The sequence below is a fragment of the Shewanella septentrionalis genome (assembly GCF_025370265.1).
GTDB classification, from domain to species: domain Bacteria; phylum Pseudomonadota; class Gammaproteobacteria; order Enterobacterales; family Shewanellaceae; genus Shewanella; species Shewanella hafniensis.
Map to the genome: position 1 here is coordinate 60,134 of NZ_JAMTCC010000008.1, position 26,363 is coordinate 86,496.

At 47.1% G+C, this 26,363-nt stretch carries 21 protein-coding genes; 3 read left to right on the plus strand and 18 right to left on the minus strand.

The genetic code is table 11. From position 1 onward, the window contains the following. Positions 1–5 precede the first annotated feature (5 nt). The 16 genes from dnaE to rpsB form a co-directional block, all read right to left on the minus strand. Entirely contained in the window at positions 6–3,479 is a 3,474-nt protein-coding gene (dnaE, locus tag NE536_RS06215) for a DNA polymerase III subunit alpha (RefSeq protein WP_261272148.1), read from the minus strand. 163 nt (positions 3,480–3,642) lie between these two features. Continuing rightward, positions 3,643–4,275, minus strand: coding sequence for a ribonuclease HII (rnhB, locus tag NE536_RS06220; RefSeq protein ID WP_259573333.1), 633 nt, complete (start codon positions 4,273–4,275; stop codon positions 3,643–3,645). Beyond that, entirely contained in the window at positions 4,275–5,453 is a 1,179-nt protein-coding gene (lpxB, locus tag NE536_RS06225) for a lipid-A-disaccharide synthase (protein ID WP_261272149.1), read from the minus strand. The genes rnhB and lpxB overlap by 1 nt, the downstream gene beginning before the upstream one ends. Before the next feature lie 220 nt (positions 5,454–5,673). Then, positions 5,674–6,444 carry an acyl-ACP--UDP-N-acetylglucosamine O-acyltransferase gene (lpxA, locus tag NE536_RS06230; RefSeq protein ID WP_006080991.1) on the minus strand — a complete coding sequence of 257 codons (771 nt, stop codon included), beginning with the start codon at positions 6,442–6,444 and terminating at the stop codon, positions 5,674–5,676. Beyond that, positions 6,441–6,905, minus strand: coding sequence for a 3-hydroxyacyl-ACP dehydratase FabZ (fabZ, locus tag NE536_RS06235; RefSeq protein WP_006080990.1), 465 nt, complete (start codon positions 6,903–6,905; stop codon positions 6,441–6,443). The genes lpxA and fabZ overlap by 4 nt, the downstream gene beginning before the upstream one ends. Positions 6,906–6,936: 31 nt before the next feature. Next, positions 6,937–7,962 (minus strand): UDP-3-O-(3-hydroxymyristoyl)glucosamine N-acyltransferase, encoded by a 1,026-nt coding sequence (gene lpxD, locus NE536_RS06240; RefSeq protein ID WP_259215462.1) that lies wholly within the window; start codon positions 7,960–7,962, stop codon positions 6,937–6,939. 3 nt (positions 7,963–7,965) lie between these two features. Continuing rightward, positions 7,966–8,463 (minus strand): OmpH/Skp family outer membrane protein, encoded by a 498-nt coding sequence (locus NE536_RS06245; protein WP_261272194.1) that lies wholly within the window; start codon positions 8,461–8,463, stop codon positions 7,966–7,968. Positions 8,464–8,527: 64 nt separating this feature from the next. Beyond that, a complete protein-coding gene (gene bamA / locus NE536_RS06250; protein ID WP_261272150.1) occupies positions 8,528–11,008 on the minus strand; it encodes an outer membrane protein assembly factor BamA in 2,481 nt (826 codons plus the stop codon). 31 nt (positions 11,009–11,039) lie between these two features. Further along, a complete protein-coding gene (gene rseP / locus NE536_RS06255; RefSeq protein ID WP_261272151.1) occupies positions 11,040–12,410 on the minus strand; it encodes a sigma E protease regulator RseP in 1,371 nt (456 codons plus the stop codon). A 39-nt stretch (positions 12,411–12,449) separates the two neighbouring features. Beyond that, positions 12,450–13,640, minus strand: a complete 1,191-nt coding sequence (gene ispC, locus NE536_RS06260) for a 1-deoxy-D-xylulose-5-phosphate reductoisomerase (protein WP_261272152.1) — start codon at positions 13,638–13,640, stop codon at positions 12,450–12,452. A gap of 4 nt (positions 13,641–13,644) precedes the next feature. Next, entirely contained in the window at positions 13,645–14,502 is an 858-nt protein-coding gene (locus NE536_RS06265; protein ID WP_261272153.1) for a phosphatidate cytidylyltransferase, read from the minus strand. Between the two features lie 20 nt (positions 14,503–14,522). Beyond that, positions 14,523–15,350 carry a polyprenyl diphosphate synthase gene (gene uppS, locus NE536_RS06270; protein WP_106650023.1) on the minus strand — a complete coding sequence of 276 codons (828 nt, stop codon included), beginning with the start codon at positions 15,348–15,350 and terminating at the stop codon, positions 14,523–14,525. An 82-nt stretch (positions 15,351–15,432) separates the two neighbouring features. Beyond that, entirely contained in the window at positions 15,433–15,990 is a 558-nt protein-coding gene (gene frr, locus NE536_RS06275) for a ribosome recycling factor (protein WP_261272154.1), read from the minus strand. 21 nt (positions 15,991–16,011) lie between these two features. Beyond that, a complete protein-coding gene (gene pyrH / locus NE536_RS06280; RefSeq protein ID WP_106650021.1) occupies positions 16,012–16,749 on the minus strand; it encodes a UMP kinase in 738 nt (245 codons plus the stop codon). Between the two features lie 68 nt (positions 16,750–16,817). Continuing rightward, positions 16,818–17,669 (minus strand): translation elongation factor Ts, encoded by an 852-nt coding sequence (tsf, locus tag NE536_RS06285; protein ID WP_106650020.1) that lies wholly within the window; start codon positions 17,667–17,669, stop codon positions 16,818–16,820. A gap of 120 nt (positions 17,670–17,789) precedes the next feature. Beyond that, on the minus strand, positions 17,790–18,518 hold the full coding sequence (gene rpsB / locus NE536_RS06290; protein WP_037458301.1) for a 30S ribosomal protein S2: 729 nt from the start codon (positions 18,516–18,518) through the stop codon (positions 17,790–17,792). 283 nt (positions 18,519–18,801) lie between these two features. Here rpsB and map point away from each other — a divergent pair, with 283 nt between their 5' ends. The 3 genes from map to dapD are packed head-to-tail and all read left to right on the plus strand — an operon-like array spanning position 18,802 to position 23,097. Beyond that, on the plus strand, positions 18,802–19,632 hold the full coding sequence (map, locus tag NE536_RS06295; protein ID WP_261272195.1) for a type I methionyl aminopeptidase: 831 nt from the start codon (positions 18,802–18,804) through the stop codon (positions 19,630–19,632). 33 nt (positions 19,633–19,665) lie between these two features. Further along, complete coding sequence (gene glnD / locus NE536_RS06300) at positions 19,666–22,251, plus strand: bifunctional uridylyltransferase/uridylyl-removing protein GlnD (protein ID WP_261272155.1); 2,586 nt, start codon at positions 19,666–19,668, stop codon at positions 22,249–22,251. Positions 22,252–22,272: 21 nt separating this feature from the next. Further along, on the plus strand, positions 22,273–23,097 hold the full coding sequence (gene dapD, locus NE536_RS06305; protein ID WP_106650017.1) for a 2,3,4,5-tetrahydropyridine-2,6-dicarboxylate N-succinyltransferase: 825 nt from the start codon (positions 22,273–22,275) through the stop codon (positions 23,095–23,097). Between the two features lie 129 nt (positions 23,098–23,226). Here dapD and NE536_RS06310 read toward each other — a convergent pair whose 3' ends face one another. Further along, on the minus strand, positions 23,227–25,158 hold the full coding sequence (locus tag NE536_RS06310) for an HD domain-containing phosphohydrolase (protein WP_261272156.1): 1,932 nt from the start codon (positions 25,156–25,158) through the stop codon (positions 23,227–23,229). A 173-nt stretch (positions 25,159–25,331) separates the two neighbouring features. Next, positions 25,332–26,198, minus strand: coding sequence for a formyltetrahydrofolate deformylase (purU, locus tag NE536_RS06315; RefSeq protein ID WP_080561625.1), 867 nt, complete (start codon positions 26,196–26,198; stop codon positions 25,332–25,334). Positions 26,199–26,363 lie beyond the last annotated feature (165 nt).

Sequence of the window (26,363 nt, forward strand, 5' to 3'; positions counted from 1 at the left end):
CAACATTAGAATAAAATTCTCACCTTGTTTGGCCCGAGTAACGATTCAAGCGAGAGCATCAAGTCATCGGTCGGATTCACTCGCCAAGCATCGGCGAGCCTAAATTGACCTTTGGCTTGGGCTTGAGTGTAGTTGATCACCACAGGCACGGCGCCGTTACGCCACGGGCTTAAGGCTTGCTCGAAGGTATCGAGGGCTGATGGCGTTAACTCACTGCCATCCATATCGATTTCAAGCGCCTTAGCAAAGTGACTACGCGCCTCACTAATATCAATAATATTACGCGCCGTCATGCGGTTGCCGCCGGCGAAATCATCGTAACTCACCTCACCTTCACAAATGAGGATGCGGTCTTTCTCCAACAGATGATTAAATTTTTCAAAGGCTTCGGTAAACAACATGATCTCAAGCCGCGCGCTCTTATCGTCAAGCGTTAACAGACCCATTTTCGAGCCGCGCTTGGTCAACATCACGCGTGTTGCCACCACTAAACCCGCAGCCTTGGCTGTTTTACCGCGCTCGGTGGGATGCACATCTTTCAAACGCCCGGACGTGTAATGCTTAAGCTCTTTTAAATATTGATTGATCGGATGACCGGTCAAATACAAGCCTAAGGTTTCGCGCTCACCTTCAAGCCAAATTTTATCCGGCCAAGGGGTACATTCAACAAACTGCTGCTTGCTGTCTTCGGGTTCACTGTTGAGCAAACCAAACATATCGTGTTGGCCAATCGCCTCGGCTTTGGCATGTTGATCGGCGGCGCGAATGGCTTCAGGCAAGGTGGCCATCATTGACGCACGGTGTGGCCCAAGATTGTCTAAGGCGCCCGCGCAGATAAGCTTTTCAATCACACGCTTATTGAGTTTTTTCAAATCGATGCGGGCACAGAAATCGAATAAATCCACGAAGGGGCCGTCTTTACGCGCCTCTAAAATCGATTCCACTGGGCCTTCACCCACACCTTTAATAGCGCCAATGCCATAAACAATGCGCAGATCATCATCGACGGTAAATTTGAACAAACCTTTGTTCACATCCGGCGGAATAAGCGGCAAGCCCATCCGCTCACATTCATCGACCAAGGTCACAATTTTATCTGTGTTATCCATATCGGCCGACATTACCGCCGCCATAAACTGCGCAGGAAAATGGGTTTTAAGCCATAAGGTCTGATAGGAAACCAGCGCATAAGCGGCGGAGTGGGATTTGTTAAAACCGTAGCCGGCAAACTTTTCCACTAAGTCGAAAATCTTCATCGACAAGTCGCCATCGACGCCGTTATTGATTGCGCCTTCTTTAAAGATACTGCGCTGCTTGGCCATCTCTTCGGGCTTTTTCTTACCCATAGCACGGCGCAGCATATCGGCGCCGCCAAGGGTGTAGCCCGACAGCACCTGCGCAATCTGCATCACCTGCTCTTGATACAGAATAATGCCGTAGGTCGGCGATAATAGTTCTTTTAATGATTCATGCTGGTACTGAGAATCTGGGTACGAGACTTCCTCGCGCCCATGCTTACGTTCGATAAAGTTATCTACCATGCCCGATTGCAACGGCCCCGGACGGAATAGTGCCACCAGTGCAATCATGTCCTCGAAACAGTCGGGCTGCAGACGCTTAATCAAGTCCTTCATACCACGGGATTCGAGCTGGAATACCGCCGTGGTTTCATACTTTTGCAGCAAACGGAAACAGGCGGGATCCGTGAGTGAAATCGCCTCAATCCGTATTGGTTTGCGCCCGTTTTTCACTTCGACCTTGTTCACCATCTCGAGCGCCCAGTCGATAATCGTCAGGGTTCTTAATCCCAAGAAGTCGAACTTAACCAGCCCTGCGGTTTCAACGTCGTTTTTATCGAATTGTGTTACTGGGTTTTTGCCTTCTGCATCGCAATAGAGCGGCGCAAAATCGGTAATTTTTGTCGGTGCGATAACGACACCACCGGCGTGCTTACCAGCGTTACGGGTTACACCCTCAAGCTTACGGCACATGTCGATCAGATCTTTTACGTCTTCATCGCCATCATAAGATTCTTGCAACGCTGGCTCGACTTCAAAGGCTTTCGCCAGTGTCATTCCAGGCTCAGGTGGAATTAATTTTGAAATTCGGTCAACGAAACCATAGGGATGACCGAGCACTCGGCCAACGTCGCGGATAACCGCTTTTGCCGCCATAGTACCGAAGGTAATGATTTGCGATACCGCTTCGCGGCCGTACAACTCAGCCACGTGGTCGATCACTTCATCGCGTCTATCCATGCAGAAGTCGACGTCAAAGTCGGGCATGGAAACACGCTCAGGGTTCAAGAAACGTTCAAACAGTAAGTCAAACTCGAGCGGATCTAAGTCGGTGATTTTGAGCGCATAGGCCACAAGTGAACCCGCACCCGAACCACGACCGGGTCCCACTGGGATACCGTTATCTTTACCCCATTGAATGAACTCCATTACGATCAAGAAGTAACCGGGAAAGCCCATCTGATTGATTACTTTGAGTTCGATATCAAGTCGTTCGTCGTATTCGCCCCGTTTCTCGGCGCGCACTTCTGGATTGGGGAACAAAAACTCGAGCCGCTCTTCAAGGCCCTTCCTCGAGCAATCGACCAGAAAGTCTTCGATGGACATATCGCCCGTCGGGAAGTTGGGCAGGAAATACTCGTACAAACGAATCGTCACGTTGCAACGTTTAGCGATTTCGACACTGTTCGCCAGCGCCGCGGGAATGTCGGCAAATAACTCACACATTTCTTCTTCGCTACGTAAGTACTGCTGTTCACTGTACTTTTTAGGTCGGCGAGGATCGGCAAGGGTAAAGCCATCGTGGATAGCGACGCGAATTTCATGGGCGTCGAAATCTTCAGGTTTAAGGAACACCACCTGATTGGTGGCGACCACGGGAATCCCTTTCTCCTGCGCTAAGGCCACAGCCATGTGCAGATAGCGCTCTTCGTCTGGGCGTCCAGTGCGGATAAGTTCAAGAAAATAGCGATCGGCGAAATGGGTTTGATAAAACTCACATAAAGATTCGACTTGTGTGCCATTGCCCTTGAGCAGCGCCTTACCCAGATCGCCTTCTTTGGCACCTGATAACAACAAAATGCCTTCGTTATAGGTGAGTAACCACTCTTGGTCTATCACTACACGGCCAGCCACTTGGCCACGCAAATAGGCCTGACTGATAATTTGGGTCAGATTCTGATAACCGACATTGTTCATCGCAATAATGGTCAAGGCGCATAATTCGCCTTCAAATCCGGGCACTTGCATCCAAAAATCGGCGCCGATAATCGGCTTGATCCCCGCACCATGGCAACCACTGTAAAACTTCACCAAACCACAAAAGTTGTTTTGATCAGTCAGGGCGACAGCCGCCATTCCCTGCGCTTCCACCTGCGCCAAAATAGGCTTAACCTTGGCCACGCCATCGGTCATAGAGAAGTCACTGTGGACACGAAGATGCACAAAACGAGGATCGGACATAATTAGGATTATCTTTGAATAGCAGGTTAACAATAACTAGAAAGCAGCCTAACAAAGTCACGCAGCCAGAGCCAGTGACTTTGCAGGATAACGGCAACTATATACCCAAACAACCTCAAGATACCTATTTCGGCTTGTTTGGGTTAAATGCTAAAATCAGCGCTCACAGTCCCAGTAATGCTTTGACGGGTTTGAAACTTTTACGATACTGGTCAAACACACCATGTTCAGCGATAGCCGCAAAGTGTGCCTTAGTTGGATAGCCCTTATGCTGAGCAAAACCGTATTGCGGATAAGCAGCATCGAGCACGTCCATCTCACGATCCCGCGTCACTTTCGCGATGATCGAAGCGGCGCTGATGCTAGCAATTAAACCATCACCTTTAACGATGCTGTGACTGGTAAGCCCAGCGCCATTATGGGCAACAAAGATGGGGCTACGATTGCCATCCACAAGCACAAGCTCAGGGGCAATATTAAGCCCAGCAACCGCACGCTGCATCGCCAGCATAGTGGCGTGCAGAATATTCAACTCATCAATTTCAGCAGGACTGGCGCGGCCAACGTGATAACACAAAGCTTTATCACAAATCTCATCGAACAGGGTTTCGCGGCGCTTCTCAGTGAGTTTTTTCGAATCATTCAGGCCACTGATGGGCTTGCTCGGATCCAAAATCACTGCGGCAGTGACGACGTCGCCGACTAAGGGGCCACGGCCGACTTCATCCACTCCGGCAATCAACCCCGTCGAAAAGGCCAGCAAATCGGCTTCAGTTAAACTTTTATAGGTTGCCACTAATTAGCCTCCTGCGATTTAGCCTGAGTGTGTTTAGGCTCAACCAGTGCCATCACGGCCTCGGCGGCTTTTAAACTCGCATCACGGCGTAATACTTGGTGCAGGGCTTCAAACTCGGCTTTGAGCGGCGCAAAATCGCGATTGAGCTCAAGGGTAACTGCTGCCGCAATTTTCTCTGGGGTGCAATCTTCTTGAATGAGTTCTGGGACGAGATCTTTTCCAGCAAGCAAATTCGGTAACGAGAAACGCTCCACCTGCATCATGCGCTTAGCAATGCGATAGGTTAACGGGCTCACCCGATAAGCCACCACCATAGGACGCTTGACCAGCATGGCTTCTAACGTCGCTGTACCAGAGGCCAATAAAATCCCATCGGCTGCCGTCATCACTTCACGCGACTGGCCTTCAATCATGTGGATTTCAAGATCTGGCGCAAAATCCTTCAGCGCTTGCTCAAATTGGTCACGACGTTTTTGATTCACCAGCGGCGTCACAAAACGTATATCTGGAAAATTGTGTCTAATCAATAAAGCTGCTTTTACAAAAGGCTCGGCCAGTTGCTTTAGCTCACCGCCGCGGGAACCGGGCAGGATCGCTAAGTATTCGGCATCGGCATCTAGTCCGAGCAAGGCACGGGCTGCTGCCTTATCGCTTTGCATGGGAATATCGTCGGCCAAAGTATGACCGACAAAGGTACAAGGCACCTGATGCTGATCGTAAAAGGCTTTCTCAAAAGGCAACAGCGACAACACCATATGGGTGGCTTTGGCGATTTTGAATATCCGTTTTGGACGCCACGCCCACACAGACGGGCTTACATAATGGACCGTCTTAATGCCACGCGCTTTGAGTTTAAGCTCAAGGCCAATATTAAAATCCGGTGCATCAATACCAATAAAACAATCGGGCTTAAGCGCGGTAATCTCTTTAATCAGGGAGGCACGTACTGTTAATAAACGAGGCAAACGGGATAGCACTTCTACAATCCCCATCACGGCGAGTTCTTCCATCGCAAACAGGGATTTAAAGCCGAGGGCTTCCATGCGGGGTCCACCGATACCGACAAAATGCGCATCGGGATGAGTCTTTTGCAGCGCCGCCATTAAACCTGCGCCTAAAATATCGCCCGAGAGTTCTCCGGCAACCATGGCAAACACTAATGGAGTTTTATTGCTCATAAACCAATCATGTCTCATGAATGAATGACATTGGATGACGGAGCGAACAACAGCTAAAACACATCATTCCAAGCCATACTGATGTAAATTAATGATTAAGCTCATTGATGGTTGAATGCACAAGGACATTACTAACAAAAACGTCTAACCACCCAATAGGCTTAAGCCAATAATACAAAAGGGCATAAAAATGCCCTTTTGTTGTCGTGTGGTCATCAAGTTAGCGAATAATGCCGCGACTCGATGACTTTACAAATTCAAGGAACAATTTCACTTGCTCATCGTTCTGCGCATCTTCAGCCAACGCTTCAATCGCTTCTTCAACAGTCAAGCTGCTGCGATATAAGGTTTTATAAGCGCGGCGCACCGCCAGTTGGCTTTCTTTAGAAAAACCACGACGCTTCATGCCTTCGCTGTTTAAACCTCGTGGAATCGTCGGTTGACCCGCAGCCATCACAAAGGGAGGCACATCCTGCAATACTAAAGAACAACCTGCAGTAAACGCATGGGCACCGATATGCACAAACTGGTGAACACCTGTCATGCCGCCTAAAATCGCCCAATCACCCACATGTACGTGACCTGCGATAGAAGCGTTATTGGCCATGATCACATTGTCGCCGACCACACAGTCATGGGCGATATGTACATAGTTCATAAACAGGTTGTTCGACCCAATACGCGTCTCACTGTTATCTTGGACTGTACCGCGGTGGATAGTCACGTTTTCACGGATGACGTTATTGTCACCAATGATCAATCGTGTGGGTTCGCCAGCGTACTTTTTGTCTTGGCACTCTTCGCCTACTGAGGCGAATTGAAAAATACGATTACCTTTGCCGATAATCGTTGGGCCTTTAACAACCACATGGGAACTCAACCAACAATCATCACCAATTTCAACGCCTGCACCGATATAGGTCCAAGGGCCAATGGTGACGTTATTGCCAATTTTTGCATCGGGATGCACAAACGCTAATGTATCTATCACTGACTAATCTCTCTGCGGGCACACATGATTTCAGCGGAACAAACCACTTCACCATCCACTTTGGCCTCGCCGTAGAAGACGCCAATCCCGCGGCGCTCTTTAATCATTTTGACATCAAAATGGATTTGATCTCCTGGCTCAACGACACGTCTAAAACGCGCATTGTCGATACCAGCAAAGTAATACAACACCCCTGGAGGTGGCACATCACTGCTCATGGTTTTAAAGGCTAACAGGCCAGTTGCCTGCGCCATGGCTTCTAAAATAAGCACGCCTGGCATCACAGGCTGAATCGGGAAATGTCCCTGAAAAAATGGCTCATTTATTGAAACGTTTTTAATCGCCTGCAGACTGACACCCGGGGTGTAGTCCAGCACACGATCGATCAATAAGAATGGATATCTATGGGGCAGATATTTAAGTATTTCTTTAATATCCATAGTGTTCATTTGATTAGACACGAACCGAGTTCCTCAAATTGCCTTGGAGCAATTAATCTGGTGTTTTTAAATTTTTTTCCAACGTTTTAACACGATGGAACAGTTCATCTAACTGACGGAAACGAACTGTGTTTTTACGCCAAAGTTTATTGTCCATTGCCACAGTGGCAGAAGAGTATAAACCAGGCTCACGCATAGTACTGGTAATGTTAGTCCCACCAGACACATGCACACCATCGGCAATGCTCAAATGACCTGCGATGGCACAACTACCACCAATAATACAATATTTACCTATGGTGACACTGCCTGCGACAGTCGTACTGCCTGCGATAGCGGTATTCTCACCGATAATATCGTTATGGGCAATTTGAACTTGGTTATCGATAATCACCCCATCGTGGATCTCGGTATGGCCTAATGCACCGCGATCTACCGTTGAATTCGCGCCTATTTCAACTCGATCGCCGATACGAACGCCGCCCGTTTGTGGGATTTTAATCCACTGACCGCGATCATTGGCATAACCAAAACCATCTGAGCCTAATACAGCGCCCGAATGGATAATACAATCTTGTCCTAAATGCACATCGTGATAGACAGTGACATTAGCCCACAAACGCGTTTTTGAGCCAATAACCACATCTTGTCCGAGCACGACACCGGCACCTATCTGGACATTTTCACCTAAAATGACGTTCGCACCAATAACCGCATTCGCCCCAATCGCAACACCTTCACCTATATGGGCAGAAGCGTCAATTTGAGCCGAAGGATGGATACCCACCGCCGCTTTAGGCGTAGTGTCCAAGTACTGGGCAACACGGGCAAAACCGACATAAGGATCTTTTACAATTAACGCAGTACCTTGATAATCCTGCGCATCTTTAGCTGACAATAACACCGCACTCGCTTGAGTTGCCTCAAGCTGAGAGCGATATTTACTGTTGGCTAAAAAAGAGATTTGACCTGCTTTGGCATGTTCTAAGGTCGCCACACTATTAATAATTAGCGTTTCGTCGCCTTGGATATCACCGTCTAATAACAGGCCTAGCTCTTTTAAAGTCACACTATTCATCTATTACTTGCCTTTGCTTAAGGCTTCAACCACTTTGCCACTGATGTCAGCGTTAGGCTTAACATAAATGACTGCACCACGTTGTAATACCAAATCATATTGGTCTTTTTCAGCGATAGTGTTGATGGCTTTCTGCACTTTAACTAACAGTTTATTTTGCTCTTCACCTTGGCGACGACGTAAGTCTTCATCCAATGCTTTGCCTTTTAACTGATATTCAGATTTTAGCGATTCCATTTTACGAACCAGTTCCGTTTTTTGTGCATCGTTCATTAACGCACCGTCACGTTGCTGCTTCTCCATTAGAGAGCGCATTTCTTCTTGCATTTTTTGGACATCAGCCATGCGATCGCCAAACTCTTTCTTCAGAGATAGAGAGATCTGTTCACGTTGTGGCAGCTGTTCGAACACAGCGCCCATATCCACTACGGCAATTTTCTCAGCATGTGCCATTAACGGCGCGCCTAACAAAACTAACGTCATCAGCGCGCGATTTACCATCTTGTTCAAAATAAACTCCTTGTTACCTTGTTATAGTCAGCAAAACTTGCCGAGTGTATGCCTTTTAAAAAGTTTTGCCAATATTGAAAGAGAAGATCTCTGTTTGGTCGCCTTCGTATTCTTTAATCGGCCACGCTAAGCTAAACACCATAGGACCCATAGGTGATAACCACTGCACACTTAAGCCCCAAGAAGCGCGTAAACGTGCTGGATCACTGTAATCCTGTAACTTAGCAAACTCGTCTGCTGGAAGTGTTTGATATGCATTGTAATCAAACTCAGTATCCCAGACGTTACCCGCATCAACGAAGAAACTCGTACGCACTGAGTTTGTGTAAGCCTCATCCAAGAATGGCGTCGGTACAATCAACTCCATGCTCGCTGTCGCAAGGGCGTTACCACCGATTGAACGGCCAGAACTCACTTGGATACTGTTAGGATCGCCCGGCAAACTACAACCATCGCCCGATGGATCCGGTGCACATGGCTCACTACCTCGGTAGAGATAGAAAGAACGTGGCCCCACAGAGTTAGACTTAAAGCCGCGCAGTGAACTGCTACCACCTGAGTAATAGTTCTCCCAGAACGGTAGAATTTGGTCGTTATCATTAAATTGACCATAACCGTTACCATAACCTAATCGACCACGGGCCAAGAGCACAAAGCTATGACTTCGGTTAACGGGGAAATAGAAGTTAGTATCAAAGTCTGTCTTAAAGTACTGTAAATCAGACCCTGGCGAGGTCATTTTACCGTTCAAACGCTGAGACGAGCCGTCTGTTGGGAAAGTGCCACGGTTCAAGGTGCTACGATACCAGCCCAAACTCAGTTCAAAGTTATCGAAGCTTAAGTCCGCATTTGGATCGTCATCACGGTAGATGTTATAGAAACGCAGTGCTTGCTCGTAGGCAGAAATTTCAGAAATCGTGTTATGACGATAGCCGATGCCACCGTTGATACGGTTGTATTCATTGATCGGGAAACCCGAGTTCAATGCCACACCGTAAGAACTGTTTTTATAACGTTCTAAGTTCGCTTCATTGGCGTCAAACTCACTCCAATAAACGCTCCCCCCTAAACTCACGCCATCCTTCGTCCAATACGGATCGGTATAGGATAAGTTAACGTTCTTAGAGTACTTGTTGGTGCTCAAGCTGATACCCGCTTGGTTACCTGTTCCTAAGAAGTTATTTTGCTGCACACCAAACTGCAAGCTCAGGCCTGATTCAGTACCATAGCCGACACCCGCGTTGAATGAGCCCGATGGCTGCTCTTTCACTTTAACCGCGACATCGACTAAATCATCGGTACCTGGCACTTGAATGGTTTCAGTGTCAACGGTTTCAAAGAAGCCCAAACGGTTAAGACGCGCTTTAGATTGCTCAACTTGCGCTGAGTTTAACCAAGCCCCTTCCATCTGACGCAGTTCACGGCGCATCACTTCATCTTTGGTCACTGTATTACCAGTGAAGTTAATCGCACGCACGTAAACACGTTTACCCGGTTTAACATTGATGTTTAAGGTGACTTCTTTGGTCTTATCATCAATTTCAGGATACGTTTTGACTTCTGGATAGGCATAACCGAAGCGGCCTAAATACTTGCTGTACATTTCTTCGGTGAAAGTCACATCACCGCCGTTGTACATATCTCCCGCTTTGATCGGCAGAATTGATTTCATCAACTCTTCACGGCCCATCAAATCACCCGTCAGGTTTACTTCTTTAACTTTATATTTCTCACCTTCATCTACGTTGATGGTGATATATAAACCTTTACGGTCAGGCGTCATCGCCACTTGAGTCGAGGTGACTTCAAAGCGGATATAACCTTTATTGTGATAATAGGTTTTGATGGTCTCGAGATCAGCTTGCAGCTTTTGTTTCTGATAACGGCGTTCGCCGAACAGATCCCACCAAGCCACATAATCTTTAAGTTCCAACATGCCAATCAACTCAGCATCGGTGAACTCATGATTACCGACCACGTTAATTTGGCGGATTTCGGCCGCTAAACCTTCGGTGAACTTAAATTTCAGCTCAACCCGGTTACGGGGTAAGTTGATCACTTGAGCTTCCACTTTAGCGCCGTATTTACCCACGCCGTAGTAGAAATCCTGCAGACCCTTTTCAATACCGGTCAACATAGTGCGATCGAGCGACTCACCAACTTTAACGCCAGAACCGTCCAGACTTTCCTGTAACTGTTCGTCTTTAATGTCTTTGTTGCCATCGAATGTCACGGCACTGATGGTAGGACGTTCAGTGACTTTCACCACTAATACGCCACCATCTCGGCTCACGGAGACATTTTCAAAGTTAGTCGATGCATACAAGCTTTTAATAGCTTGTTGAATTCTTAACTGGTCAACAGTGTCACCTACTTTTACTGGTAAGCTTAACAGGGCAGCACCGAGTGCAACTCGCTGCAAACCTTCAACTTGGATGTCGGTCACTTCAAACGGTTGGAAAGTATCAGCCAACACAGTCCCTGAAAACGACGCACCGACGAATAACATCGAGGCAAAAAGTTTATTCAATCTCATAGAGCACTTCTAATTATTAGTCTGTCCTTGCTCAGAGTCGGGCAAAATCATTGAAAAGCGCAACGCTCATCAACATCAGCAGTATTGCTGCCCCAAATCTGAATCCTATTTCCTGCACCTTTTCAGGTACAGGTTTACCAGTTATTACTTCAATAAAGTAATACAGCAGGTGTCCCCCATCGAGCACAGGTAAAGGCAGCAAGTTAATGATGCCTAAATTGACGCTGATGAGCGCGAGGAACCCGAGAAAATAGACCAAGCCATAGTTTGCACTACTGCCCGCACCCTGTGCGATCGAGATGGGTCCACTCAGGTTTTTCACCGACACATCGCCGGTAAATAATTTGCCAATCATCTTAAAGCTCACAGCAACAAGTTGCCATGTTTTATCCGCTGCGATGCCGAAAGAATCGATTGGTCCATATTCAAGTTGTAAACGCATATTGTCTGGCCATGGCGCTTGGGTTGGGCTCACCCCCAGCATACCTATCTCTTGGCCATCGGCGTTTTTACTGCTTAACGGTGTCACTGCCACGTTAAACTGCTCGCCATTGCGACGCACAGTTAAGCTCACAGGCACATTGGCAGAATGTTGAATAATGTCAACAAAAGCCTGCCAATCGGTATAATTTTTACCGTTTATCGCCACTAAGGTATCGCCGACTTTCAGCTCGCTCTTGGCAGCGGCGCTGTCAGGGCTAATTGCAGCTATTGTCGGGACGATTTCAGGGCGGTAAATCCCTAAACCTAAGGTGGTAATCGGTGATTCTTTTTCAGGATCAAAATGCCAATTGCGGGTATCTAAAGTATAAGAGCGCACACTGGAATCTAAGCCCTGTAATCCGCTCAATGGCGTCAGCGATACACTCAGACTTTCATCGCCTATGTGGCCCACTAAGGCTAAACTCACCTCTTCCCAGTTACGCACAGCCTGACCGGAAATGGCCGTAATTTGCATGGGCTCAGTAACTTGAATTTGCGCGGCGGCTGTCCCTGGCGTTGTCGATGTGATAACAGGTTTCAGTGATGGCACACCAATCAAATACATAAAATACAGGGCAACAATAGCAAAAATAAAATTCGCAATCGGGCCAGCAGCCACAATCGCAATGCGTTGCCAAACGGTTTTACGATTGAATGCTTGATCTTTTAATTCATCGGGAACATCTTCAACGCGCTCATCGAGCATTTTGACATAACCACCGAGTGGGATCATGGCTAACACGTATTCAGTGCCATCTTTACCGACACGGCGCCAAATCGCCTTACCAAAACCTATGGAGAAACGTTCGACCTTGACACCACAACGGCGCGCGACATAGAAATGGCCGTATTCGTGGGCTGTGATTAACAGGCCCAGTGCAACGATAAAAGAACCTAAGTTCCATAAAAAATCTAACATCCCACTCCTTACGTCATTGATTTAATCACTCAGCCATTGCTAAGCGATGCTTGCTAAGGTCTCACGCGCATAGACGCGGGTTTGCGCATCTAAGGCTAAAATATCTTCTATGCTGCCCATAGGGCGCTTAGGCACAGTCACTAAACAAGCTTCGTTCACTTTTGCAATTTGCGTAAAGCCAATTTGCCCCTGTAAAAATGCTTCAACGGCAATCTCATTGGCAGCATTTAACACAGTTGTCGCCTCTTGGCCTTGGGCACACGCGTCCATTGCCAGAGCCAAACAGGGGAAACGTTCAAAATCAGGTTCATAAAAGCTTAACTGTCCGACTTTGAAAAAATCTAAAGGTTCAACGCCAGAATGAATTCTTTGCGGATAAGCCATGCAATGGGCAATAGGCGTACGCATATCTGGGTTACCCATTTGGGCAATAACTGAGCCATCACGGTACTGCACCATAGAGTGGATCACGCTTTGCGGGTGGATAACCACCTTCAGTTGCTCAGCCTGAGTGTTAAACAACCAACGCGCCTCAATAAACTCTAAGCCCTTATTCATCATAGTGGCGGAGTCGACGGAGATTTTAGGTCCCATGGACCAATTAGGATGTTTACAGGCCTGAGCTGGCGTCATGGCGGCCAGTGTCGCCAAATCCGAGCGCAGGAAAGGCCCGCCAGAACCGGTTAACAGAATATGGGAAATACCCGATGCCGCTAAGTCACAACGGCCAAGGTTGGCTTGCACTTCTTGGGGCAGACATTGGAAAATGGCATTATGCTCACTGTCCACAGGCAAGAGCAAAGCACCAGAGCGCTTAGTCGCCTCAATAAACAGCTCACCTGACATGACTAAAGCTTCTTTATTCGCCAGTAATACCCGCTTTCCCGCCTTCACGGCTTCAAGGGTTGGTACTAGCCCTGCAGCCCCAACAATCGCCGCCATCACAGTATCCACTTCGGCGGCGGTCACTAAGCCGAGTAAATCATTAATGCCTGTGGTGACTTGGATATTGAGCGTTGCGGGTAAAACGGCGCGCAACTGTTTCGCTGCGGCTTCATCTACCATATGCGCCACTTTTGGTCTGTGAGCAACACAAAGTGCGAGCATCTTATCGACGCTGGCGTTAGCCACTAGTCCATACACGCGATAAGCGAGTGGATTAGCCGAGATTACACTTAAGGTACTGGCACCTATAGAGCCGGTAGCACCCAAAATCACCATATTTTGCATAGCGTTACATCCAGAATGCAATGTAGATCAGGGTAAACACCGGCAAGGCTGCGGTCAGGCTGTCGATGCGGTCGAGCACGCCGCCGTGACCTGGCAAAATGGTGCCAGAATCTTTAATACAGGCCGCACGCTTAAACATACTTTCAGATAAATCCCCCACTGCTGACACTAAGGCAACAAATAAGGTTACTGCCACAACTAAGCCCAGTTCTTGCTCAGGCGAATAATACATCACAATCGCAACCACTATCATGGTGGTTACTAAACCACCGACTAGTCCTTCAAGCGTTTTCGCTGGGCTCACCGCGGGCATTAGTTTGGTTTTACCTATCGCCTTACCAACAAAGTAAGCGCCAGAATCGGCAGCCCACACAATCAACATCACCAATAATACCAATACTGGGCCAAAATAAGGCGAAGCTTGTGAACCAATAGATTTGAGCGCGATAAGAGCGACAAAGCAAGGTATTAAGGTTAACTGTCCAAACATGGACTTAAACATAGGATTTTCTTGCCAAAACTTAGCGCTCTTAGGATAAGTCACCACTAATAATAGTGAGGCTAACCACCAAAGTGCGCCAATATAGAGAATGGCTAAATAAATAGGGTGTAACTGATGGTTTAACCAAACCGCATCGATGGGCACAATCAGATTCAGTGCCACCAATAAAATACCGACCGTGCAAGTGAAACTCCACTGAGTCACATCACACTGATTATCGATAATTCTTCCCCATTCCTTTGCTGCAATGAGAAAGACGCCGACCAAAGCCCAAGCGAAGTAGCTGGCAGGGAGCAAGAATATCGCCCCCAAAACTAATGGAACTAACCAAATTGCTGTTATTATTCGTTGTTTTAGCAAAAAAAATCCCTCATGAGGTTTTACAATGCACGCATCTCATCAATCTGACTTCCAGTCAAACCAAAGCGGCGCTGGCGACTTGCAAAAATGGCAATCGCTTCATGAAAAGCCTGTTCATCGAAATCAGGCCAAAGGGTGTCGGTAAACACCAATTCTGCATAGGCCGCCTGCCACAGCACAAAATTGCTGATGCGACAGTCCCCGCCCGTGCGGATCATTAAATCAACTTCACTCTGATTTTGCATGCACAAATGTGCACTTAAGGCTTCTTCGGTGAACTGACTGCTGGTCATTTCGCCAGTTTCAACCTTTTCAGCTAATTTTTGGGCTGCTTGAAGTATGTCCCAACGGCCACCATAGTTAGCGGCGACATTCAAAACTAAGCCTGTATTGCCTGATGTCTTCTCTTGCGCGGCAGCAATTTGCTTCTGTAATCGCGCAGAAAAACGGCTGATATCGCCAATAATCTTCAGCTTAACCTGATTCTTGTGCAGCAATTTAATTTCACGCTGTAATACGGTAAAAAACAATTCCATCAGCAAGCTGACTTCTTTATCCGGTCTACGCCAATTCTCGCTAGAAAATGCAAATAACGTTAGCGATTCAATACCTAATTGGCTTGCCGTGCTTACGGCTCTTCTAACGGCCTTAACACCGGCCTTATGCCCCAACACTCGTGGCTTACCTTGGGTTTGTGCCCAACGCCCATTGCCATCCATAATAATGGCGACATGCTTAGGTAACGACTGTTTCACGAGTTCGGGTAATTGTCCCGGCAAGGTCGTTTGAGTGTATAAATCACTCTCACTCGTCCTAGGGTGCGGATCAAGTTCCACTGTGGATGACATCTAATACAGCCCTTTAAAATAGACAAACGCCGTGTAGTATACCCCTACACGGCGCATCAACTCTAGCTTATCGAACTTGAGATTAGACTTCCATCAACTCAATTTCTTTGGCTGCTAAAATCTCATCGACCTTTTTAATGTGAGCATCGGTGAACTTTTGTACATCTTCTTCGCTACGACGAACGTCATCTTCTGTACATTCTTTAGCTTTCTCAAGCTTTTTCACTTCAGAAATGGCATCACGACGTACGTTGCGGATAGCGATACGACCGTTTTCGGCTTCGTTACGCACCACTTTGATGAAGTCTTTACGACGTTCTTCGGTCAGCGCGGGTAATGGAATACGCAAGGTCGCGCCAGCAGACATAGGGTTCAGACCTAAATCTGAGCTCATAATGGCCTTTTCAACGGCTTGGATAGCACTACGATCGAATACAGTCACAGACAGAGTGCGTGAATCTTCAACGCCCACGTTTGCCACTTGGTTCAGTGGTGTCATAGTACCGTAGTAAGAAACCTGAATTGAATCAAGCAGGCTTGGGTGAGCACGACCTGTACGTACTTTCGCCATTTGGTTTTTAGTCGCTTCTACACATTTGCCCATGCGTTCTTGCGCATCTTTCTTAATGTTCTCAATCACGTTAAATGTCCTTCTTGGTCATTAAATAACTTTTTTTGCTCTGATCAGCGTGCCTTCCTCTTCACCCATGATAACGCGGCGAAGAGCGCCAGGCTTGTTCATGTTGAAGACTAAAATAGGCATGTCGTGATCACGCGCCAGAGTAAAGGCTGCTAAGTCCATTACTTTTAATTCTTTTTCCAGAATTTCCGCATAAGTGACTTCATCATACTTAACGGCGTCTGGGTTTTTCATTGGGTCTTCGGAGTATACACCGTCGACTTTCGTCCCTTTCAACACGACTTCAGCTTCGATTTCAATGCCGCGTAAACAGGCCGCAGAATCGGTCGTGCAGAATGGATTACCTGTACCGGCAGCAAAAATAACCACTCGGCCAGATTTTAGCAAGCTGATCGCTTCAGCCCAATTGTAATCGTCACACACACCCTTTAACGGGATAGCTGACATCAGACGGGCATTTACATAGGCACGGTGCAAGGCGTCGCGCATTGCCAAGCCGTTCATAACCGTTGCCAGCATACCCATGTGATCGCCCACCACACGGTTCATGCCAGCTTTTGCTAAGCCTTCACCGCGAAACAGATTGCCACCACCAATAACCACACCCACCTGAATACCCAGTTCAACCAGCTCTTTCACTTCCTGAGCCATGCGATCTAATACTTTAGGGTCGATGCCGAAGCCTTCGTCGCCCATCAGTGCTTCGCCACTTAATTTAAGAAGAATGCGTCTAAATGCGGGTTTTGGATTGGTGCTCATAATTTTTATCCTGGTTATAACAAGACCGCAGCGAATGCCACGGTCTTGGGGGTATTTAGCGTTGGCGATTAAGCCTTTTTAGAAGCAGCGATTTGAGCAGCAACTTCAGCTGCAAAATCTTCTTCTTTCTTCTCAATACCTTCACCAACTTCTAAACGAATGAAGTTAGTCACTGTAGCGCCTTTCTCTTTCAGAACTTCGCCAACAGTTTTCTTTGGTTCCATGATGTAAGCTTGGCCAGTCAGAGAAATCTCACCGGTGAACTTCTTCATACGACCCAGAACCATCTTCTCAGCGATCTCAGCAGATTTGCCTTCGTTCATAGAGATTTCGATTTGCAGTGCTTGCTCTCTTGCAACAAGATCAGCAGGCACATCTTCTGGATTAACGAATTCAGGCTTAGAAGCAGCAACGTGCATTGCGATGTGCTTTAAGGTTTCTTCGTCAGCTTCACCGGCTACAACAACACCGATACGCTCACCGTGACGGTATGAAGACAGGTTTGCACCATCGATGTACTCAACACGACGAATGTTGATGTTCTCACCGATTTTAGTTACCAGAGCAACACGTGCATCTTCGAACTGTGCTTTTAAATCTTCAAGTGTCACTTTAGATGCTGCAGCAACATCTAACACTGCGTTTGCGAAGCCTAAGAAGTTAGAATCTTTAGCAACGAAGTCAGTTTGACAGTTAACTTCTAACAGAGCAGCGAAACCTTCGCCATTCTTGATTAAAATAGTACCGTCAGCAGCGATGTTACCCGCTTTTTTAGCCGCTTTAGCAGCGCCAGACTTACGCATGTTGTCAATCGCTAACTCCATGTCGCCGTTAGCTTCTGTCAGAGCGTTTTTACAATCCATCATGCCTGCGCCAGTACGGTCGCGCAGTTCTTTAACTTGGGCAGCAGTAATTGCCATTGTTAAATCCTCTATAAAAAATCGACTAATTTGCAGATATAAAACAGGGGCCTAATGGCCCCTGTTAACCAATCAAAAATCTTGGTTAATAAGGGTGATGAAACTCATCCCGCCTTATTATTATTCGGCTTCTACGAAACCGTCTTGCTCAGCTTGAACAGCCAAATCTTGACCACGGCCAGCTTTAGCAGCAGCAGCAACAGAAGTAGTGTACAGGCGGATAGCACGCATAGCGTCGTCGTTACCAGGAACGATGTAGTTAACACCATCTGGCGCAGAGTTAGTATCAACAACTGCAACAACAGGGATACCCAGGTTGTTAGCTTCTTTAATAGCGATATGCTCATGGTCAGCACCGATGACGAATAATACGTCTGGCAGGCCGCCCATGTTTTTAATACCACCTAAAGATTTTTCCAGCTTTTCAAGCTCACGAGTACGCATCAGCGCTTCTTTCTTGGTCAGCTTGTCGAAAGTACCATCTACTGATTGGCTTTCCAGTTCTTTCAGACGTTTGATTGACTGACGAACGGTTTTCCAGTTAGTCAGCATACCGCCTAACCAGCGGTGATCAACATAGTACTGGTCACAAGACAGAGCAGCTTCTTTGATCGCTTCGCCAGCAGCACGTTTAGTACCAACGAATAATACTTTACCTTTCTTTGAAGCTACGTTGCTGATGAAAGCCAGCGCTTCATTGAACATTGGCACAGTATGCTCAAGGTTGATGATGTGAACACCGTTGCGAGCACCGAAAATGAATGGCTTCATTTTTGGGTTCCAGTAACGGGTTTGGTGACCGAAGTGGACACCGGCCTGAAGCATATCGCGCATTGAAACTGTAGTCATTTCTATTACCTTAAAATTTAGGGGGTTAGACCTCCACGTATCCCATGTCTTCGACCCCGCAGTTAACAGCTGAGGGCACCCCGAAGAATGTGTCGACACGTGTGTGATTTAGTATTTAGACAAATAGCCATGTATAATGGCCGCCATCTTTAGTCTTGCAAGTATCTAAACAGAGCAAATGCTGGCTTAGGCAATTCATCAAGACTTAAACATAACGGCGCGCTTTATACCATAAATAGCCCTAAAGCACAAATTTTTGCATTAGGTTGCGTGGCCAACAGACATTAAAGACACAAGAGAAAACGCAATGAGTATAGTCATCAAGACAGCTGAAGAAATTGAAAAAATGCGTGCTGCGGGCAAACTCGCCGCACAGGTATTAGAAATGATCGCCCCGTTTGTTAAGCCGGGCGTGACCACCAATGAACTCAATGATCTCTGCGCCAAATATACCGAAGAGCAAGGTGCGATTTCGGCGCCGCTTAACTACCATGGTTTTCCTAAGTCCATTTGTACTTCAGTAAACAATGTGATTTGCCACGGTATTCCGAACGATAACCCACCATTGAAAGAAGGCGATATTCTCAATATCGACATCACAGTGATTAAAGACGGCTATCACGGTGATACTTCGATGATGTTTTTAATTGGTGAAGTGAGCGCTAAGGACAAACGCCTGTGCCGCATCGCGCAAGAAAGCCTGTATTTAGCCATTCGCAAGGTGCGTCCAGGTTTAAAACTGGGTGAAATTGGCAATACTATCGAAAAATTCATCAAAGCAAGCAAAACAGGCCTTGAGAAATATTCCATCGTGCAAGATTATTGTGGCCACGGTATTGGCTCGGGTTTCCATGAAGAACCTCAGGTCATGCACTACCGTAACGGCGATAACACAGTATTACGCCCAGGCATGTGTTTCACCATTGAACCTATGATCAATGCCGGTCGCCACACGACCATACTCGATCGTGATGATAAGTGGACGGTGACCACCTCAGACGGAAAAAACTCTGCCCAGTGGGAACACACTCTTCTGGTAACAGAAAAAGGGGTTGAAGTACTGACTCTGCGTGAGGATGAAGATTTCCCGCGTATCATCAATCACGAGCGATAGGCCACACTAACAAGCATAAAAACAAGGGACTCGATGAATACAGCTCTGCTCGCTAAACAATCATTAATCGAACAGAATCAGACTCTTTTAGCCCGTTTCAAGGCTAAAACCCCGATTGAAGAGCTCGTCACGCAGCGCTGTCAATTTGTCGATGCCCTTGTCAAGCAAGCTTGGGAACAGCACGGACTAAGGGAATACGATATTGCCCTGATTGCCGTAGGCGGCTATGGCCGTGGGGAGCTGCATCCCCACTCAGATGTCGACTTGCTGTTCCTGTTTAATGATATTTTGTCACCCGCCGCCGAAGCAGCACTCAGTCAGTTTATTGCCTTTCTGTGGGATGCCAATCTCGAAATCGGCCACAGTGTCCGCACATTGAACGACACGATTGTCCTCGGTCGTGAAGACATCACCATAGCCACTAACTTATTAGAGGCACGACTACTCGAAGGGCCCGAGTTTTTATTCGACCAACTTTACGATGCCATTCGTCAGAGTGACTTTTGGACCTCAAGCGACTTCTTTATCGCTAAGCGTGACGAACAAAATGCCCGCCATGCCAGAGCCAGTGCCTTCGATTTAGAACCCAATATCAAGAGTTGCCCCGGTGGCCTTAGGGATATTCAAACTATTGCTTGGGTAGCCATGCGGCACTTTGGTGCCGCTCGCCTCGAAGAATTAGTCCAATACGACTTTTTAGAGCAAGGTGAATTAGAAGAATTGCTCGAATGTCAGCACTTTTTATGGAAGCTGCGCTTTGCCCTGCACATGGTGGTGGGGCGCGATGAAAATCGCTTACTCTTTGATGTACAACGCCAAGTTGCCGAGCTGATGGGCTATGAAGACGCCACCCAGCTTGCCGTTGAGCAGATGATGAAACGCTACTATCGCACGGTACGCCGAGTGATGGAGCTGAACGAAATGTTGCTGCAGCTATTTAAACGGGCAACATTGGGGCACACAAAAGCCTTAGAAATTCAATCGATAGATAAACACTACCAGCGCCGTGGCACCTTTATAGAAGCGCTTAGCGATGATCTGTTCGATAGCGGCGAAGAAATTGTCCGGCTGTTTTTGTTGGTCGCTAAAAACTCCAACATCAAAGGCATTTACGCGCCAACACTGCGTTCACTGCGCCGAGCAAGACGCGCCCAACCGCAAGCCTTACAAGAAAATCCGCTTTGTCGCCAAGCTTTTATGGAAATTCTGCGCCACCCTCGCGGCATTGTTGCTTTGTCTTTAATGCATAAACACGGTGTGTTATCGGCCTATTTACCCGCATGGCGAAATATTGAAGGCCAGATGCAGTTCGACCTATTCCACGCCTACACAGTCGATGAACATACTCACAGATTGCTGCTCAATATCGAACGATTCTCCCAGCCCGAACAAAAAGAAGAATTTCCCCTAGGCTCGATTCTCATCAACCAACTGCCGAAAAAGGGCTTACTGGTACTCGGTGCAATCTTTCACGATATTGCCAAAGGTCGCGGCGGCGATCACAGTAAATTGGGCTCAAGCGACGCCCTCGCCTTTTGTAAGCTGCACGGGTTAAACGATCACGATGGCCGTCTAGTCGCTTGGCTGGTTGAAAATCATCTGGTGATGTCTGTCACCGCCCAGCGCCGGGATATTTCCGACCCCGATGTGGTTGCCGATTTTGCTAGTAAAGTCCGCGATGCCGTGCATTTAAGTTATCTGTACTGCTTAACCGTGGCCGATATCTGCGCCACCAATGAAAAAACCTGGAACAACTGGAAAGGCTCACTGCTGCGTGACTTGTACTTTTCGACCCAAAGGGTACTCGCCCGCGGTAAAGAAAAACCCGTCGATATTCGTGCCAGAGTGCGTGAATACCAAGCTAAGGCGAAAAAAGAGCTGCTGCGCCGTGGACTGAAAGAAAAAGATCTCGATACCCTGTGGCAACGTTTTAAGGCGGATTACTTTTTACGCCACCAGCCCAATCAAGTCGCGTGGCACGCCGAAGCGATTTTAAAGCACAAACAACAGGATGAGCCCTTAGTTTTAGTCTCAAAACACACCACCCGTGGTGGCACTGAGCTATTTGTCTATTGCCAAGACAGACCAAAGTTATTTGCAACTGTGATGGCGGTACTCGACAATAAAAATATCAACGTCCATGATGCCAACATCATGACCTCAAAAGATAATTATGCACTCGACACCTTTGTGATCTTAGAACAAGATGGCGAGCCAGTGAGCCAGCTCTCACGCATTCAAAGTATCCGTAAGGCGCTCGAAAAAGCCCTATCGAGCGACAGCCCAAAACTGCCACGCTTTAGAAAACTGTCGCGCAAGATGAAACCTTTTAATGTTCCGACACAAGTGAGTTTCCTCGAAAGCAGTCGTCATGGTACAAGTATGATGGAGCTTATCGCCTTAGATTCGCCAGGATTACTGGCAAAAGTCGGGGATATCTTTTACCGTTGCAACACGACGTTACTCGCGGCCAAGATCACCACCATTGGTGAGCGAGCCGAAGACTTTTTTATGCTGCAAACCAACGATGGCCTGCAGCTTAACGAAACCCAAGAGAATACCCTCAGGGACGCTTTAATCAGTGTCTTGAGTGCGAAGAATATCGAATCAGTTAATTAACGAGACCAGTGGGAGAAGTAAATGGAGGCTTTACGCCAACGTATTGAGGCGGCTTTTGAAGCGCGCGCCGACATCACGCCAAGCACAGTTGACGCCAGCGTGCGTGACGATGTGCAACATGTCATCAATATGCTCGATAAAGGTGAAGTCCGTGTCGCCGAGAAAATCGACGGACAATGGCATGTACACCAATGGCTGAAAAAGGCGGTATTACTGTCCTTCCGTATTTTCGATAACGTGGTTATCGATGGCGCAGAAACCAAATACTTCGACAAAGTGCCGTTAAAATTTGCCGAGTATGATGAAGCCCGCTTCAAAGCGGAAGCGATTCGTGTGGTGCCTTCGGCCACAGTGCGTAAAGGCTCATTCATCGGTAAAAATACCGTGTTGATGCCATCCTATGTGAACTTAGGCGCCTATGTTGATGAAGGCACTATGGTTGACACTTGGGCAACCGTTGGCTCATGTGCCCAAATCGGTAAAAACGTGCATTTATCTGGTGGCGTAGGTATTGGTGGCGTACTTGAGCCATTGCAAGCGGGCCCAACCATCATCGAAGATAACTGCTTTATCGGTGCACGTTCTGAGATTGTTGAAGGCGTGGTAGTTGAAGAAGGCTCAGTGATTTCTATGGGCGTTTATATCGGCCAAAGCACTCGAATTTATGATCGCGAAACTGGCGAAGTGCATTACGGTCGTGTGCCAGCGGGTTCAGTCGTGGTTTCTGGCAACCTGCCGTCAGCCTGTGGCAAGTACAGCCTCTATGCCGCCATTATCGTTAAGAAAGTGGATGCAAAAACCCGCGGTAAAGTGGGTATCAACGAATTACTGCGTATTGTTGATTAACAGTATTCGTTCGATAACATGAGTTACGTAAAAAAGATGCCCTCGGGCATCTTTTTTATTGTCGGTAAAATTTAGCCTACAGTTGCGCTGTTATTATCAGGATTAAAAATAAAGTGTTTCATAAAGCACTTAAATCAATCTCTCAACTTCGCGGAAAGCGTTTCTTGTCATGGCAATGGCCCGCCAGCCGATAATCCCCAATGGCTGCTGTGCTTTGTTTACCACCACAAGATATTCTGAATCCAAAAGATTCAACTGCAATAAGGCATCTTCCGATGTGGCCACCTCACTGATAATAGGCACCGAATGCTGCATGATCTGATGGGCTTTTTTATGTAAAGATGCCCTATCCTGCTCACGCTCAGCCGCTGTGCCAAGTAATGGACTAAACCAATGCTCCAGCAATTGATGAGTGATCACGCCAATTATCTTATGTTGCTCATCTAATACCACAGCCACCTTAGCGCGAGCAGCAGTAAGCAAACGCTTAACGTCGGCTAACTCATGGTCGAGGGAAATCGTGACGAGAGGTTCAAGGGGCGCGGCACCAATATGATCGCTAATACTCAGTTCACGATTAATCAAAATCGCTAAACAGGTCTCGACTATCTCTGGATCAAACAGAGTCCCTTTGCCCGCACGCAGCACTTCGGTCATTTTCTCCAGCCCTAAGGATGGACGATAGGGCCTGTGGGATAATATTGAATCGGCAACATCGGCTACCGCAATAATTTTTGCCTCATAGAGAATGGCTTTATCCTTTAAACCCTCAGGATAGCCTGAGCCATCAAGCCGCTCATGATGCTGTAAAATCATCTCTTTGATGGGCCATGGAAACTCCACATCCTCAATAATTTCAGCGCCATGGAGTGGATGGGTCTGTATTAATGCGTATTCTTCTTTTGAAAGCTTCGAAGGTTTGGTCAAGATCTGCGATGGAATGGCCAACTTGCCGATATCATGGACTAAGGCACCAATTTTAAGCCCTTCTAGGCGCTGGGGATCTAAGCCTAATTTCTCACCAATCAAATAACTTAATTGCGCCACCGACTTTTGATGCCCTGCGGTATAGGCATCTTTTAGTTCTAATGCCTCAGAAATAGCACTAATAAGCTGGGTTAACGACTGAGATAACTGCTCTTTTTGCGATTTAATGATTTTGGACTGGCGAGAAACAGCGCGCAATGTGCGTGGCAGTTCAATGCTGTGCCATAAAATGCTGGCAAAAGTCAGTAATGATCTCGCATCATTACGACTATAGGGCTCGTTACGGTCAACCACGCACACTATGCCGACCAAGCGGCTGCGAAACAAAATCGGCACCGCCAAGTAACGCCCCGCAAGTAAAAGTTTATCTAAGGGCAAATCCCCTAAGCGTCTTTGGGAGTCGGTTTGATTTTGGATGATCGGCTTATAATCTCGTACGCATTCGAGCCATACGCGGCTTTCAAGTTCTGACACTTGGGTATTATCTTTGATGAAATCGGCTTGGTCCGCCTCTGCGTTGGGATAGTCGGAACGTGCCGCGAGCGTGAGTGTTTTTGATTTTTCGTTATGCAACAGAATAAAGCCATAGCGACTACCAGTGAGCGACATCGCCTTAGCAACTGCGACTTTGAACACTTCTTCTTGGGAGGATTTAATCACATCTTCAATGTGTTGCAGCCAAGCATCGCTCGCTTGAATCGCTCGACGATAATCCGAATGCAACTCTTTCATCTGCGGATCTTCAAAATTAATGTCAGATAGAATCAAATACCATCCCATCTCAGGCAAAGAATGCAGCGCAAGATGCACACGTATACCCCGATGATCTTGGAGTTGAAAACCGAGCTCTTGCCCACGACGCCTTACAATATCGGCGCACAACTCGGCATTAAAGGCACTAAACAATTGGCTGATGGGTTGATTAATGATTTGCGCCGCCGAACGTTTACAACGCCGGTAAAAGGCTTGGCTCATCCGTAGCACGCGAAATTGCTCATCAAGCTGTGCCCAAGATAAATTCAAACTATCGGGTAAATCTTTCATTCCAACAATAAGGCTTTGACTGGTTGGCATCCTGCACTCCGATCTTAGACTAGAGCATGGGCGACAAGCTTATGCGCTATGTTCGCCCGAATGTTAACACTATAAAATCTCCAATAAACATAATGATAGCTGATTAAAATGGACCAAGCTGAATGCCATGATATCGCAATACTTACCATAACCTTAGCGCGACTGCCTGCGTATTAGAAAACGATCGTTTTATTGCCGTACACGACCACTTGCTCGTTAAGCACCAACTGCAGCGCTTTGCTCAGCACACTCTTTTCAACATCCCGCCCAGAACGTGCCATTTCTAAGGCGCTATAACTGTGATCGACAGGTATCACGTCTTGCTTGATGATCGGCCCTTCATCGAGGCAATTATTCACAAAATGCGCCGTCGCACCGATAATTTTCACCCCGCGCTCCCAGGCTTGGCGATAAGGCGCCGCGCCAATAAAAGCAGGTAAAAAAGAATGATGGATGTTGATGATGCGATTCGGATATTGCGCCACAAAATCAGGCGTTAATACCCGCATATACTTAGCCAAGACTAAATAATCGGGTTCGTATTGTGATACCGCAGCCAACAGTGCTTGCTCGTGTTGAATTCGGTCTAAGCCTTCGTGACTCACCAAATGAAAGGGGATGTTAAACTTTTCGGCCAGTTCGCGCAGCGCATCATGGTTGCCCACCACAGCGGCAATCTCGACACTTAAACCGCCGTAATAAGCTTTCATCAATAGATCGCCTAAACAGTGCGCTTCTTTTGTCACTAACACCACAATGCGTTTCTTGCCGGCGCTGACCAAGGTCATGTGATTCTTAGCAGGCAGCACGTCGCGCAGATCCTGCAATAACTGTTCGCTGTTAAAAATGCCCTCTAACTCAGTTCGCATAAAGAAACGCCCTTGGGCATTATCCACAAACTCACTGTTTTTGATGATATTCAGTTTATGGGTAAAACAAACACTGGTGATTTTGGCGATGAGGCCTTGGGCATCGGCGCAATCCGTCAGTAAGATTTTACGTTCTATGGATGGCGAAGTATTACCGCGAGTTTCAGTCATTTGTTGCAAAGTTGGCTCTCCTATATTGTCCTTACATCGAGTTTGCCATAGCAAATCGTGCTGAACAGCATGAAAATCCTATAATGCGAAAATAAAAATGACATTTCAGAGGCTTGAATCAATAAAATGTAAAAATTAAGCAGTTAATTTTGTAAAAATATAATC